This is a genomic window from Streptomyces aureus, assembly GCF_000725495.1.
In the GTDB taxonomy this organism is placed as follows: domain Bacteria; phylum Actinomycetota; class Actinomycetes; order Streptomycetales; family Streptomycetaceae; genus Streptomyces; species Streptomyces aureus_B.
In genome coordinates, this window is sequence record NZ_JNZD01000005.1 from 438,662 (window position 1) to 452,223 (window position 13,562).

Sequence of the window (13,562 nt, forward strand, 5' to 3'; positions counted from 1 at the left end):
CCCACTTGCGCGGACGCGAGACAATGGACGGTGGCCCTTTTCCGAGAGGGGCCCCGAACCGTACGAGGAGGAGAAGACATGGCGGAGCCCACGCCGCGTCGGAACGAACCGCGGCTACGCCCCGCGCCCCTGCTCTTCGAGCCCGCGGAGGCCGCCGGGGATCCGGAGCATTTCTTCGACCTGGAGTCGATCGACGATCCGCGCGCGCTGCTCGACCGGTCCACCGAGCTGGCGCAGGCGTTCCGCGCCGCCGCCGACCGGGCCGTCGAGTTCCAGGCCATCGCCGCCGCGCAGCTCGCCGATCCGCGCCGTTTCGACCGGCTGACCACGGCCTCGATCGCGGAGCGGGCCGAGTGGACCGAGGACTACGCGAAGAAGATGGTCGAGTTCGGCCAGGGTCTGCTGCGGGGCACGGAGGGAACCGGCCACGGCCACGGAGTCACCGACGCGCTCTGACCGGCCCCGGCCGGGCGCCGACGTGGCTTCCCCCGGCCGCTCGCCGGCATATGCCAGTCGGGCAAGATACTCCGCCTCACCCCCGCCTGTCCCGATTTCCGGCAACCCTCCGGGGCGGGACGCTCACCGCCGGTAGACGTATCCGGCATGAGCAGCACACGGAACCCGTCGATCAGCAGCCCGTACGGCACCGGCGTCCGGTCGCCCGAGGGGCTGGACGTCTCGGGTGTCACGGCCGAGGGCGCCGCCTGGCTCGCCTCGGCGGGGGCGTATCCGCGCAGCACGCTCGCCCTCTGGCGCGAGCGGCCGGACGCCCCCGTGATCCTGCTCTGCGGCAGCGCGTTCGACGTGGTCAGCACCTCGGCCCTGTTCGGGCGGCGGATGCTCGACCGGCTCTGGGACGAGGGGCCGGGCTCCGGGCCGGTCGCGGCCCACCGCGGACGGATCCTGCTGTTCGCCGCCCCCGGCACCGCCCAGCGGCTGCCCTCGCTCATGGAGTGGGAGGAATGGGGCACCGACGCGCCGGGACGCGCGGACGCCTCACCCGGGCTCATGAATCCCTCACGGGGACGCGCAGACGCCCCACCGGAGCACCTGAACACCTCACCGGGACACGCCGACGCCACGCCGGGGCACGCGGACGCCGCGCCGGGACGCGCGGGCGGCTCGCCGGGAAGCCCGGACGCCCTCGGGGGCACTGCTGAGCGCCGCATGAAGCCGGAGTCCGATGCCGCCGCGGAGGCCGGGGAACGTACGGGTTCCGGGGGTACTGGCCGGGGCGCGCACCCGGGTTCCGACGCCGCCCCGCCCGGCGGGTACGCGAGGCGGGGCCGGCAGATGCCGCCGCTGCTGTGCCACGGCACGGGAGACGCGATCACCGTGCCCCCGCCGTGTACCGGAGCCGTCGGACCGGCCGGCGCCCGGCCCGATTCCCGCTGGCTGGTCGCCCCCGACACGCGGCAGCCCTGGCTCCCGGGCCCCGAGATCCTGCTCTGGGCGGCCGTACGGGCGGCCCGTGCCGCGGCCTCGGCGGCGGTACGGATATCGATTTTTCCTCGCGCCGATCAGGATGCTAAGGTCTACGACGTCAGCAGGCGCCGCTAGCTCAGTTGGTTAGAGCAGCTGACTCTTAATCAGCGGGTCCGGGGTTCGAGTCCCTGGCGGCGCACGCCAACGAGAGCGGGATGATTCGCGGAAACGCGGACATCCCGCTCTCGTGGTTTCCGGGTACTTCCGCCGCCCGGGATGGGGTGTTTCCGGGGTGCTTCCGCCGCCCCGGGGGTCCGCGGGCAGCCCCCCTTCCCCCCTCAGCCCGTGGTGATCCTCACCGTCCAGGCCCCGGAGGCCGTCCTGTCCTCCACCTGGACGCGGACGTCTGCGCCCGGCACCTTGAAGCTCTCCCCGAGGCGCACCGGCGCGTCGGCGAGGGGCGGGTACACCGAGTCCTCCCAGCAGGCCTCCGTACGGGGGTGGGCGTCGAGGACCTGGATGGGACCGCTGCCCGACTCGGTACGGCTGCGGACCCGGTACACGAGGATCCCCTGCTCGCACGTGGAGCCGTCGTTGCCCGCCGATCCGCGCGCCTCCAGGGCGATCGCGCTGTCCGGGCCGGTGGGGACGACCGCCAGTTTGGTGCCCCGGCCGACGCCGAAGGCCTGCGAGCCGGGCGGGGCCGCCACACCCAGCGCGCCCGGGGACGTGGCCGGCGCGCCCGCGCCGGGCGCGGAGGCCGAGAGCGCCTTCGCCGGCAGCGGCGGCCCCTGCCAGGCCGCCCCCGCCCCGGCCGCCGTCCCGTCCGGTCCGCTCCGCCCGCTCGCCCCGCTCGGCTTGTCCGACCTCTTCGCACCACCCGGTGCACCCGCCCCACCCGGTGCGCCCGCCCCGCTCGCCCGGCCCGCCCCGGCCGTACCGTCGGCCGCCGACGCGGCGGAACGGCTCGCCAGCACACCGGTCCCGGCCGCTCCCCCGGCGCCCGCCCCGGCCGCGCCGACACCGGCCCCGGCGGGCCCGGCCTCCAGCGGTTCCAGCGTCAGCCGGGTGGTTCCGGTGCCGAGGACGCAGGCCACCTGGTGCGGTTCCAGCCATCCCAGCCGCCACTTGTGCCAGCCGAAGAGGTCGGGAGACAGCCCGAACTGGCTGCCCATGAGGTCCCAGTCGCCCACGTACGTGTCCCAGTCGCCCTCGCCGTCGGTGGGACGGTGGTACAGGTCGGGCAGGTCGAAGACGTGGCCGGTCTCGTGTGCGAGGACGAGACGGTCCGGCGGGTGCTTCTCGAAGACGGTGACGACGCGCCGGATGTCCTTGCCGTCCGCGTGCAGCGGCGTGTCCAGGTTGACGACCTTGGTGGCGTCCGAATCGACGCCCGGCGCGTCCGGGTCCGCGACGAAGTAGACGACGTCGTAGCGCGAGAAGTCGACCCGCGGGTCGGCCACGGAGAGGGCGTCTCGCAGATAGGCGGCGCGGTCCCCGGCGTTCCAGTCGCGCTGTATGGCGTACGACGTGGAGGGGTGCGGCATCTGGATCCAGGCGCGCTGGGGATGCGGCCGGACGGTGAACCTGCCGTAGGAGGCCTGCTCGAAGAAACGGCTGGTGGCCGGGAAGTAATCGCCGGTCAGCTCGGAGGGCGTGGTGCGCGGGGCGGAGTCGGGGAAGGACAGGAAGACCATGACCGCGTCGAGGGGGCGGGTGGGGCGCTCGTAGGAGGCGTTCCAGGTGTCCACGCCCTCCGAGTGGTGCGCCCCGGTCCGCGTCAGGGCGCAGGGGGAGGCGAGGGGTTCGGCAAGGGCGTGGCCCGGCCCCAGGGAGGTCGCGGCGAGCGCCGTCATCGAGGTGAACAGGGCCGCGGCGCTGCGCCACCGGGCCCCGTCGCGGACGCGACCGCGCAGGGCCCCGCGTGCGAGGACCCTCAGGGGGAGCGGACGCGGCACGTCGACCTCCGGATGCGGTTTCGGGACACCGCACCCAGCCTTATTTAATTTGTACTACTTTGCCCTGTTTGTCTGCACCGGAAGGGTGAGGGGGCCGCGGGGCCGACACCCCCGGACGTGCACGGAACGTCACCTGCGGTCGACGCGCGGGGGAACCGTCCGGATAACAGGCAGAAACGATCTGTCAGAACAGCTGGTTGTTCCTGGACACTGGACAGTGGCTGCACCGTTTCGAAGGCAGCCTCTATGATCGGCACACTTTCCTGCACCGACACGGCTTGTGCGGCCGCCCGTCACCGGCCGACCGCCCCGAGAGACCCATACGAAGAACGAGTGCACTGCGGGAGCGAGCGGTGAGCGGAACGTCCGAAGGGCCGGCGCCCGCGGGGGACCTCGTCCGGCCGGCCGTCACAGAACGTCACGTCGACACGTCTTCTCGTACGTCGGCCGGGACCTCTCCCGGCTCCTTCGCCCCCTCCGTACCTTCCGTGGCGCCGGGGCCGCCTTCCGGGACGCCCGCACCGGCGGCGATCCCCGACGGAACGTCACTCCGCACCTTCCACGCGGCCTTCGCCACCGCCCCCCTCGCGATGGCCGTCGTCGACCGCGAGGGTCTCGTCGTCACCGCGAACGAGGCACTCGGGACGCTGCTCGGCGCCGCCGCGGGGACGTTCGTCGGGCGGGCCGCCGCCGACGTGGTGGACCTGGCCTCCGACATCCGCACCTGGCACGCGTACCGCGAGCTGCTCGGCGGCAGCAAGGCCCGGCTGCGCTGCACCCGCCGGCTCAAGCACCCCGACGGCCATGTGATCTGGGCGCAGGTCACGATCGCACCGCTGCCCGAGCGGGAACGGGCGGTCCTGATCTCGGTCACCGACATCGGCGCACGGCGTGAACTCCAGGCGCGGCTGCGGCACTTGCAGATGCACGACCCCGTGACCCGGCTGCCCAACCGGGCGCTGTTCTTCGAGCGCCTGTCGGCGGCGCTGGAGGCGGAGGCGTACGAGGAGTGCGGCACCGGCCGGATCGGGCTCTGCTATCTGGACCTGGACGGGTTCAAGGCGGTCAACGACACCCTCGGCCACCGGGTCGGGGACCGGCTGCTCGCGGCCGTCGCGGAGCGGCTGACCCGCTGCGCCGAGCACGCCGGGCTCACCCGGACGGCGACTCCGCTGGTGGCACGGCTGGGAGGGGACGAGTTCGCGCTGCTCGTCGAGGACTCCACGGGCACCGATCAGCTGGCGGACCTCGCCGAGTCCGTACTGAAGTCGCTCCAGGCCCCGTTCGACCTGTCGGGGCAGCGGCTGTCGCTGTCGGCGTCCATCGGGGTCGTCGAGCGGCGCGGCGCCGGCACCACGGCGACCGCTCTGATGCAGGCCGCGGACACCACGCTGTACTGGGCGAAGGCTGACGGCAAGGGCCGATGGACGCTCTTCGACCCCGAGCGCAACGCGCACCGCATGACCCGTCAGGCGCTGTCCTCGACCCTGCGAGCGGCCGTCGACCGGGGCGAATTCACCCTGGAGTACCAGCCGTTGGTCGGTATGGAGGACGGGGGTGTGCACGGGGTCGAGGCGCTGGTCCGCTGGAACCACCCGAGGTTCGGGACGCTGACCCCGAACCGGTTCATCTCCCTGGCCGAGGAGGACGGTTCGATCGTCCAGCTCGGCCGCTGGGTGCTGGCCACCGCCTGCCGTCAGGCGCGCCGCTGGCAGCTGGACCGCCCGGACGCCCCGCCGATCTTCGTCAGCGTGAACGTCGCCGTGCGCCAGGTCTGGGACTCCGACCTGGTGGCGGACGTGGCGAAGATCCTGGCCGAGACCGGACTGGCCCCGCATCTGCTGCAGTTGGAGCTTACGGAGTCGGCGGTGATGGGGTCGGCGGGGCGGCCGCTCCAGGCGCTGCAGGCCCTCAGCGACATGGGGGTCCGCATCGCCATCGACGACTTCGGCACCGGTTATTCGAACCTCGCCTATCTGAGCCGGCTCCCGGTGTCCGTGCTGAAGCTGGACGGCGCCTTCGTCCGCGGCTTCCAGTACGAGAACGCCGACGGCTCGTCGGCCCACCCCAACCCGGCCGACGAGGTGATCGTCGAGGCGCTCGTCCAGCTCGCCCACCGGCTCGGTCTGACGGTCACCGCGGAGTGCGTGGAGACCGCCTCGCAGGCGGCCCGGCTGCGCGGGATCGGCTGCGACACCGGCCAGGGCTGGCTGTACTCCCGGCCGGTGGCGCCGGAACGCATCTCGGCGCTCCTGTCGTCGGCTCCCTGCCCCCGGACCTGAGCGCTCCCCCGGGCCCGCGCTTCCCTGCTTACCCGGTAATGCGTCCCTACTTACCCGGCAACCCGTAGGCGTCGGCGATCAGTTCGTAGGAGCGCAGCCGTACGTCGCCGCTGTGCGCGTTGCCGGTGATCATCAACTCGTCGGCTCCGGTGCGCTTCTGGAGGTCGTCGAGGCCGGCGCGCACCTCGTCGGCGGTGCCGTGGACGACGTTGGCGTTCCAGGAGGCCACGAACTCCTGCTCCATCGGGCTGAACTCGTAGGCCTCCGCCTCCTCCGGGGTCGGCACCAGGCCGGGACGCCCGGTGCGCAGCCGGACCATGTTCAGGGCGGCGGCCAGCACCTGGCGGCGGGCCTCCTTCTCCTCGTCGGCGGCGAGGGCGGCGACTCCGATGAGGGCGTACGGGGCGTCGAGGACCGCGCTCGGCCGGAACGAGGCGCGGTAGAGGTCGAGGGCCGGGATCGTGTTCTGCGCCGAGAAGTGGTGGGCGAAGGCGAACGGCAGACCGAGGGTCCCGGCGAGGCGGGCGCTGAAGCCGGAGGAGCCGAGCAGCCAGACCGGGGGCCGGTGCGGGGACTGGACTCCGCCCGGCGAGGTGGCCTGGACGGGGCCCGGGACGGCGTGGATCCGGGCGTAGGGGTGGCCGTCGGGGAAGTCGTCGTCCAGGAAGCGGACGAGTTCGGCGAGCTGTTCGGGGAAGTCGTCGGCGCCCTCGCCGAGCCGCTGGGTGCGGCGCAGTGCGGCGGCCGTGGCCCCGTCGGTGCCCGGCGCCCGGCCGAGACCCAGGTCGATACGGCCCGGGGCCATCGCCTCCAGCGTGCCGAACTGCTCCGCGATCACCAGCGGGGCGTGGTTGGGGAGCATCACTCCCCCGGAGCCGAGCCGGATGCGGTCCGTGTGGGCGGCCAGGTGGGCGAGGATCACGGCCGGCGAGGAGCTGGCGACGCCGGGCATCGAGTGGTGTTCGGCCACCCAGTAGCGGTGGAAGCCGCGGGACTCCGCGAGGCGGGCCAGGCCGACGCTGGTGCGCAGGGCGTCGGTCGCGGTGCGACCCGCGCCCACGGTGACGAGGTCCAGGACGGACAGGGGCACGGGGGCGGTGCCCTGTGCCGTGCCGCGGATCTCTTCCTGCTCGGCCGTCTCTGCCGCCGTCTCGTCCACCGGGGTGCCTCCTGTCGCGTACGCGGTCTCTCCTCGCGGTGCGAACAGGAGGGTGTCTCCGGTTATTCCCTCCGGCTCCCCGGCGTGGGTGTGCACGCCCCGGGTGGGGCGGGGGCACAGGATTGTTCGCCCCCTCCGCCCCTTCCCGTCCCGCACCCGGGGTGCTCCGCCCCCGGACCCCCGCTCCTCGAACGCCGGAGGGGCTGGACCCCCTCTACACCTGGACGATCGGTTCCCTCGTGAAGAGGGTGCCGAGCGCCGGGGCGTTCAGACGGCGGTCGGTCAGGCGCAGGGCCTCCCAGACCGTGACCTGGCCGGCGGTGAGGACCGGTTTGGCCAGGGCCTTCTCCAGTTCCGTCAGATGGGAGGCGGTGTGCAGGGCCGTGTCGGGCAGCAGGACCGCGTCGGCGTCCGGGTGGTCCGCCTCCCGGGCCAGGGCGAGGACCTGGTCGAAGTCCCAGCCGGCCGGCTCCGCGGCGCTCGCGCCGGCGCCGTGCACCGCGACCGTCTGCGTGCCGCTCTCGTTCAGGAACTCCGCGAGGAGCGCGGCCACGTCGTCGGGGTAGGTCGCGCCGATCGCGACCCGCCCGGCCCCGAGCTCCTGGGCCGCGTGGGCGAAGGCGAAGGACGTCGATGAGGCGGGCACCCCGGCCGTCCGGGCGAGGGCGCGGACCTGCTCGTGGGCGCCCTGCACCCCGTGCACGAAGCTTCCGCCGGCACTGGCCCAGACGACGGCCTCCGCTCCGGACAGGCGCAGTTCCTCGACACCGGCCGCGAGACGCGGTGCCGAGCCCAGGTCGAGCAGCGCGTCCACGCGGTGGGCGTCCTCCGCCCGGTCCGTGTGGACGACGGTCAGGCGGATGTCGCTGCCGAGCAGCTGCTCGATGCGGGGGTAGTCGTCCTCGGCCGAGTGGCCCGGGTAGAGGAATCCGAGTGCGGTCATGCCCAACCTTCCTGTTCTTCGGGAAGTACGGGTCCCCGGCGGGCGGCCGGATCAATCAAGCCGTGGACGGGGGCCCACCGCCCGGGTACCCACTTGGCGCAGCGCCGCCCCCATCGGCACCCGGTTGGCCGAGATCGTCGGGTACCGAGTCGTCGGGCCCGGTCGCCCCCGTTCCGGGCCGGGGCGAGACCGGACGGGGCCGGGCCGGCCCCGTCCGGCGGGCGCGGAAGCCGGGAAGGAGGGCCGCGGTCACCGGCGCTCCGGCCTCGTGGCCCCGGGACGGGCGGGCAACCGGCGGGGTGCGAGCCCGTGTTGACGCAGGCGGCTTCGGGTGCGAGCGTGGTCGGTCCGCGCGTCCCGGCCGGACCGGCTCGCCCCCCGGCCCCGCCCGGCCGCGGGTCGTCCCCGGTCACACCGCCCCAGGAACCTCCAGAGAAGCGGACTCGCTGTGCGCATCGGTCTCCCGCTGTGAACGCCCGTACCTCCCCCGGCGCGTCCCGCCCGTCGGCCCCGGTCACCCTCCTCGTGCTGGGCTCCGACCCGCTGCCCCGGCTTGGCCGGCTCACCGGCCGGGCCCGTATCGAGTACGCCGACGACACCACGCTCGCGGAGCGGCTGCCGCACGCCGACGTGCTGCTGGTGTGGGACCTCGGCTCACGGGCGCTGCGCCGCGCCTGGCCCGGCGAGGGGCCCCGGCCCCGCTGGGTGCACGCGGCCAGCGCGGGCGTGGACCATCTGCTGGGTCCCGAGCTCGCCGCCTCCGACACGGTGGTGACCAACGCGCGGGGTGTCTTCGACCGGCCGATCGCCGAGTACGTGGCCGCGCTGGTCCTCGGCATGGCGAAGGACCTGCCGCGGACGCTCGACCTCCAGCGCCGGCACGAGTGGCGGCACCGCGAGTCGCAGCGGGTGGCCGGGACCCGCGCCTGCGTGGTCGGATCGGGTCCGATCGGGCGGGCGATCGTCCGCACCCTCAAGTCGCTCGACGTCACCACGGCGCTGGTGGGACGCGTCCCGCGCACCGGGGTCCACGGCCCGCTGGAACTGGACCGGCTGATGGCCCGCGCCGACTGGGTGGTCTCCGCCGCCCCGCTCACCGAGGAGACCCGGGGCATGTTCGACGCCCGGCGCTTCGGGATGATGCAGCCCTCGGCCCGTTTCATCAATGTCGGGCGCGGACCGCTCGTCGTCGAGGAGGCGCTCGCCGAGGCCCTGTCGAAGCGCTGGATCGCGGGTGCGGCCCTCGATGTCTTCCAGCACGAACCGCTCGGACCCGACAGTCCGTTGTGGGACGTCCCGGGTCTGATCGTGTCGCCGCACATGAGCGGGGACACCGTCGGCTGGCAGGACGAACTGAGCGCCCAGTTCGTGGAGTTGTACGAACGCTGGGCCACGGGCCGGACGCTGTCGAACGTCGTCGACAAGAAGCGCGGGTACGTCCCGGGGCACTGAACCGCCTCCGGAAGACAGGGGCCCGGCTCCGCGAAGGCGAAGGAGCAAAGTCCCCCGTCACCGGGGCCGTTCCGGGCGGGTCGGGAGCCCGTAGGCCATGGACGGACCGGAACCGTTCCGCATACATCCCATGGTCTCGGGTAGCCGCGCGCCCATGGCTCCACTGGGTAATGCAGATGCGAACGCAAGCGGGAACGACAGACATCCGCCCGGCACGACCCGCCGGTCGCTGCTCGCGGGGGTGGCGGCGCTCGGCGCGCTCGGCGCCGCCGGATGCAGCCGCGTGGCCACGGCGGCCTCGGCGGACGGCGGCGACCTCCTCGACCGGCTGAGGGCGCAGGGCGTCGTCCGTCTGGGCATCGCGGGCGAGATCCCCTTCGGCTACATCGACAAGGACGGACGGCTCACCGGAGAGGCACCGGAACTGGCCAGGGCGGTCTTCAAGCGGCTGGGTGTCGACCGGGTCCAGCCGGTGCCGACCGAGTTCGGCTCGCTCATACCCGGGCTCAACTCGCAGCAGTTCGACGTCGTCTCCGCCGGGATGTACATCAACGCGGACCGCTGCGAACAGGTGATCTTCGCCGACCCCGATTACCAGATGCTCGACGCGTTCGTCGTGCGCAAGGGCAATCCGAAGGGGCTGCACGACTACAAGGACGTCGTGGCGAAGAAGGCCAGGTTCGCGACGGGCACGGGGTACGCGGAGATCCAGTACGCGGTCGAGGCCGGGTACAAGGAGAGCGACATCCTGATCGTGCCCGACCAGGTGGCCGGACTGAACGCGGTCGAGGCGGGGCGCGCCGACGTCTTCGCCGGGACCGCGCTGACCGTCCGCGAGGTGGTGCGGAAGTCGGCGAAGGCCGAGAGCACGAAGGCCTTCGCGCCGCTGGTCAAGGGCAAACCCCACGTCGACGGGGGCGGCTTCGCGTTCCGCTCCGCGGAGACGAGGCTGCGGGACGCCTTCAACGCCGAGCTGCGCCGGATGAAGCAGAGCGGCGAAGTCTTCCGCGTCCTGAGGCCGTTCGGCTTCACCAGGGCCGAGATGACCGACCTGACGGCGAAGGAGCTGTGCCGCGGATGACACCGGGTCTGTGGAAACTCGTCCTCGACGGCATCTGGGTCACCGTCCAACTGCTCGTCCTCAGCGCGTTGCTGGCCGGCTTCATGTCCTTCCTGGCAGGGATCGCGCGCACCTCACGACGGTGGGTCGTCCGCTTCCTCGCGGGCCTCTACACCGAGGTGTTCCGCGGCACCTCCGCGCTGATCATGATCTTCTGGGTGTACTTCGTGCTGCCGCTCGCCTTCGGCTGGCAGCTCGTCCCGCTGTGGGCGGGCACGCTGGCGCTGGGGCTGACGTACGGGGCGTACGGCTCCGAGATCGTGCGCGGCGCGCTGAACGCGGTCGACCCGGCCCAGCGGGAGGGCGGCATCGCGCTCGGCTTCACGCCCTGGCAGCGGATGCGGCTGATCCTGCTGCCGCAGGCGGTGCCGGAGATGATCCCGCCGTTCTCGAACCTGCTGGTCGAACTGCTCAAGGGCACGGCCCTCGTCTCCGTGATGGGCATGGGCGATCTGACGTTCAGCGCCACCCTGGTGCGGCTCGCGCTGCAGCAGAGCGCGGAGATCTACACGTACGTGCTGCTCATCTACTTCGTGCTGGCCTTCCTGCTCACGCGGCTGATGCGCGGTCTGGAGAAGCGGCTGAAGGCAGGGGTCGGCAGGGCGTCGGACAGTGTGCCGGCCACCGGGACGAAGCGGGCGGCGACGGCCGGTGCGGGCGCCGGCGCGACCGCGGGCGGGAGTGCCTCATGAACCTCGTACCCCTGACCCCGACGACCGCGACGAGCGGGACGAACGCGATGACCGGGACGACGACGGGTGGTGCCGAATGACCTGGGACTGGAACGCCGTCGGCGCCTTCATGCCGCACTTCTGGGACGGCCTGCTGGTCACCCTGGAGGCGCTGGCCCTCGGCTCGGTGATCTCCTTCGCCCTCGGCCTGGTGTGGGCGCTGCTGATGCGCGCCCCGACCCGCTGGGTGCGCTGGCCGGTCGGGGCGGCCACCGAGTTCGTGCGCGACACCCCGCTGCTGGTGCAGCTGTTCTTCCTCTTCTACGTGCTGCCCGAGTGGAACATCACGTTCTCCGCGCTGACCACCGGTGTGATCGCGATCGGACTGCACTACTCGACGTACACGATGCAGGTCTACCGCGCCGGTATCGAGGGCGTGCCCGCCGGGCAGTGGGAGGCGGCCACCGCGCTCGGCCTGCCCGCGCGGCGCACCTGGACGGCGGTGATCCTGCCGCAGGCGGTCCGGCGCGTGGTGCCGGCCCTCGGCAACTACGTCATCGCGATGCTCAAGGACACCCCGCTGCTGATGACCGTCACCGTGCTGGAGATGCTCGGCGAGGCGCGGCTGTACTCGCAGCAGCACTTCCAGTTCACGGAGCCGCTCACGGTGATCGGCGTGGCCTTCATCCTCATTTCCTATCCGGCTTCCCTGCTGCTGCGAGCCCTGGAGCGACGTCTTGTCCGCTGACACGAACACCCTCGACAACCCCCCGGTGGACGGCAGCGAGCTGATCCGCTTCGACAAGGTCACCAAGCGCTTCGGGGAGCACACCGTCCTCGACGGGCTCGACTTCCGCGTCGACTCCGGCCGGCACGTCACGCTGATCGGGCCGTCCGGCTCCGGCAAGACGACGATCCTGCGGCTGCTGATGACCCTGACCCGGCCGGACGAGGGCACGATCACGGTCGCCGGGGACCGACTGTTCCCCGCCCCTGGCAAGCAGGTCCGCGAGGTCCGCAAGAAGATCGGGATGGTCTTCCAGCAGTTCAACCTGTTCCCGAACATGAGCGTCCTCAGGAACGTGACCGAGGCGCCGGTGACCGTCCTCGGCCTGTCCAGGGACGAGGCGGAGGAGCGGGCCCGGGGACTGCTGGACCTGGTCGGCCTCGCGGACAAGTGCGACCAGCGGCCGGGCCGGCTGTCCGGCGGCCAGCAGCAGCGCGTGGCCATCGCCCGCGCGCTGGCCATGCGGCCACAGATCCTGCTGCTGGACGAGGTGACCTCGGCGCTCGACCCCGAACTGGTCGCGGGCGTCCTGGACGTCCTGCGCGACATCGCCCGCACCACGGACATCACGATGCTCTGTGTGACCCACGAGATGAATTTCGCCAGGGACATCTCGGACCAGGTCCTCATGTTCGATTCCGGCCATGTCATCGAGTCCGGGCCACCGGAGAAGATCTTCGGCGACCCCGAGCACGAGCGGACCAGGGAATTCCTCGGCGCGGTCCTCTGACGCCGGGGCGCGGACGAGGGGCGGAGGGGGAGCGCGCCGGACAAGGTGCGAGGTCCCGCGCCCGGGGCATGCCCGAAGGGCCTTGCCTGTGGCATATGCCAGCGTGGCGCGCTCCTGCTGAGAGGCCTGGAGCGCGCCACCAATCTCGTCAACAGACCGCCACGGACCGCGCCTTGACCGTTATCGTGTAAGGAGCCCAGCTGTCCGGGCCGACGTCATTTTTGAGCCGGGCCATGAAGCGCAGGGGGAAACCGTGGCGCTGAAGAACGAGCCGACCGCGCCGTACCACTCGGCCCAGGACGCGCTGCGCGTCCTGGAGACCGTCTCGCACCACACGACCGGCGTCACCGAGGCCGAGCTCTCCCGCCGGTGCGGCATCGGCGCCGACCGGCTCACCGCACTCCTGCGCATGCTGCGCCGCGAGGGCTACGTCGAGCAGATCACGGACGGCGCGTACGTCACCGGCGCCGCCCTCGGCCGGCTCGGCTCCGCCCACGGCCGTGAACAGGCGCTGCGCGACAAGCTCCAGCACACGATCGACCGGCTCCGCGACTCGGTCGGCGCCGCGATCTACATCAGCCGCTACATCGACGGCGAGGTGCACGTCACCCAGTACGCGGAGAGCCCGTCGACCCCCGCGGTCAACGAATGGGTCGACTTCCGCTCCTCCGCACACGCCAGCGCGGTCGGCAAGAGCCTTCTCGGCCAGCTCGACCACAACGGCCGCCGCGACCACCTCGCCCGCCACAAGATGGCCCGGCTGACCTCCCGGACCATCACCAGCGAGCGGCTCCTGCTGTCCCGCCTCGACTCGCAGCCGGCCACCGTGCCCGTGCTCGACCTCCAGGAGTACGCGATCGGCACGGTCTGCGCGGCCGTCCCGATCACCGCGGGCTCCTCGGTCGGCTGTCTCGCCCTGTCCCTGCCGGTCGAGCACGCCCACCGGCTCCGCCGCGCCGCCGACACGCTGAACCGCGGAGCGGCCCCGGTGCTGCTCTCCCTCGCGATCTGACCGCCGACGCACCGGGTCCGCCC

General features: G+C 72.7%; 12 protein-coding genes and 1 tRNA gene. 10 read left to right on the forward strand and 3 right to left on the reverse strand.

Features of this window, described 5'->3' with window-relative positions; translation table 11 throughout:
• The first annotated feature begins 78 nt into the window (after window positions 1–78).
• The 3 genes from IO36_RS11840 to IO36_RS11845 all read left to right on the forward strand — a co-directional run bounded on the left by IO36_RS11840 (window position 79) and on the right by IO36_RS11845 (window position 1,624).
• Window positions 79–456, forward strand: a complete 378-nt coding sequence (locus IO36_RS11840; RefSeq protein ID WP_037619120.1) for a hypothetical protein — start codon at window positions 79–81, stop codon at window positions 454–456.
• 147 nt (window positions 457–603) lie between these two features.
• A complete protein-coding gene (locus IO36_RS49325; RefSeq protein WP_425535521.1) occupies window positions 604–1,560 on the forward strand; it encodes a hypothetical protein in 957 nt (318 codons plus the stop codon).
• Window positions 1,551–1,624, forward strand: a tRNA-Lys gene (locus IO36_RS11845). The genes IO36_RS49325 and IO36_RS11845 overlap by 10 nt, the downstream gene beginning before the upstream one ends.
• A 139-nt stretch (window positions 1,625–1,763) precedes the next feature.
• Here IO36_RS11845 and IO36_RS11850 read toward each other — a convergent pair.
• Window positions 1,764–3,383 (reverse strand): M6 family metalloprotease domain-containing protein, encoded by a 1,620-nt coding sequence (locus IO36_RS11850; protein ID WP_037619121.1) that lies wholly within the window; start codon window positions 3,381–3,383, stop codon window positions 1,764–1,766.
• A gap of 353 nt (window positions 3,384–3,736) precedes the next feature.
• Between IO36_RS11850 and IO36_RS11855 the strand changes: the two genes are divergently transcribed.
• Complete coding sequence (locus tag IO36_RS11855; RefSeq protein WP_037619122.1) at window positions 3,737–5,665, forward strand: putative bifunctional diguanylate cyclase/phosphodiesterase; 1,929 nt, start codon at window positions 3,737–3,739, stop codon at window positions 5,663–5,665.
• A gap of 46 nt (window positions 5,666–5,711) precedes the next feature.
• Here the strand turns inward: IO36_RS11855 and IO36_RS11860 are convergent, their stop codons facing one another.
• Both IO36_RS11860 and IO36_RS11865 read right to left on the reverse strand, forming a co-directional pair.
• Window positions 5,712–6,824 (reverse strand): LLM class flavin-dependent oxidoreductase, encoded by a 1,113-nt coding sequence (locus IO36_RS11860; RefSeq protein ID WP_037619123.1) that lies wholly within the window; start codon window positions 6,822–6,824, stop codon window positions 5,712–5,714.
• Between the two features lie 214 nt (window positions 6,825–7,038).
• Window positions 7,039–7,767 (reverse strand): maleate cis-trans isomerase family protein, encoded by a 729-nt coding sequence (locus IO36_RS11865; protein ID WP_037619124.1) that lies wholly within the window; start codon window positions 7,765–7,767, stop codon window positions 7,039–7,041.
• Window positions 7,768–8,235: 468 nt separating this feature from the next.
• On the opposite strand from IO36_RS11865, the gene IO36_RS11870 reads away from it, so the two are divergent.
• From IO36_RS11870 to IO36_RS11895, 6 genes are all read left to right on the forward strand, one after another.
• Complete coding sequence (locus tag IO36_RS11870; protein WP_037619125.1) at window positions 8,236–9,219, forward strand: D-2-hydroxyacid dehydrogenase; 984 nt, start codon at window positions 8,236–8,238, stop codon at window positions 9,217–9,219.
• Window positions 9,220–9,373: 154 nt separating this feature from the next.
• Window positions 9,374–10,300 (forward strand): ectoine/hydroxyectoine ABC transporter substrate-binding protein EhuB, encoded by a 927-nt coding sequence (ehuB, locus tag IO36_RS11875; RefSeq protein ID WP_078943147.1) that lies wholly within the window; start codon window positions 9,374–9,376, stop codon window positions 10,298–10,300.
• On the forward strand, window positions 10,297–11,031 hold the full coding sequence (gene ehuC / locus IO36_RS11880; protein ID WP_037619128.1) for an ectoine/hydroxyectoine ABC transporter permease subunit EhuC: 735 nt from the start codon (window positions 10,297–10,299) through the stop codon (window positions 11,029–11,031). Before ehuB ends, ehuC begins: the two co-directional genes overlap by 4 nt.
• A 76-nt stretch (window positions 11,032–11,107) precedes the next feature.
• Window positions 11,108–11,758, forward strand: coding sequence for an ectoine/hydroxyectoine ABC transporter permease subunit EhuD (gene ehuD / locus IO36_RS11885; protein WP_037619129.1), 651 nt, complete (start codon window positions 11,108–11,110; stop codon window positions 11,756–11,758).
• Complete coding sequence (gene ehuA / locus IO36_RS11890) at window positions 11,748–12,527, forward strand: ectoine/hydroxyectoine ABC transporter ATP-binding protein EhuA (RefSeq protein WP_037619131.1); 780 nt, start codon at window positions 11,748–11,750, stop codon at window positions 12,525–12,527. The genes ehuD and ehuA overlap by 11 nt, the downstream gene beginning before the upstream one ends.
• Window positions 12,528–12,780: 253 nt before the next feature.
• On the forward strand, window positions 12,781–13,539 hold the full coding sequence (locus tag IO36_RS11895) for an IclR family transcriptional regulator (protein WP_037619132.1): 759 nt from the start codon (window positions 12,781–12,783) through the stop codon (window positions 13,537–13,539).
• Window positions 13,540–13,562: the final 23 nt, after the last annotated feature.

What these genes read in the sequence shown, in the direction of transcription:
- IO36_RS11840 (WP_037619120.1), top strand. Translation starts at nt 79, where the DNA reads ATGGCGGAGCCCACGCCGCGTCGGAACGAACCGCGGCTACGCCCCGCG.
- IO36_RS49325 (WP_425535521.1), top strand. Translation starts at nt 604, where the DNA reads ATGAGCAGCACACGGAACCCGTCGATCAGCAGCCCGTACGGCACCGGC.
- IO36_RS11865 (WP_037619124.1), bottom strand. Translation starts at nt 7,767, where the DNA reads ATGACCGCACTCGGATTCCTCTACCCGGGCCACTCGGCCGAGGACGAC.
- ehuB (WP_078943147.1), top strand. Translation starts at nt 9,374, where the DNA reads ATGGCTCCACTGGGTAATGCAGATGCGAACGCAAGCGGGAACGACAGA.
- ehuC (WP_037619128.1), top strand. Translation starts at nt 10,297, where the DNA reads ATGACACCGGGTCTGTGGAAACTCGTCCTCGACGGCATCTGGGTCACC.
- ehuD (WP_037619129.1), top strand. Translation starts at nt 11,108, where the DNA reads ATGACCTGGGACTGGAACGCCGTCGGCGCCTTCATGCCGCACTTCTGG.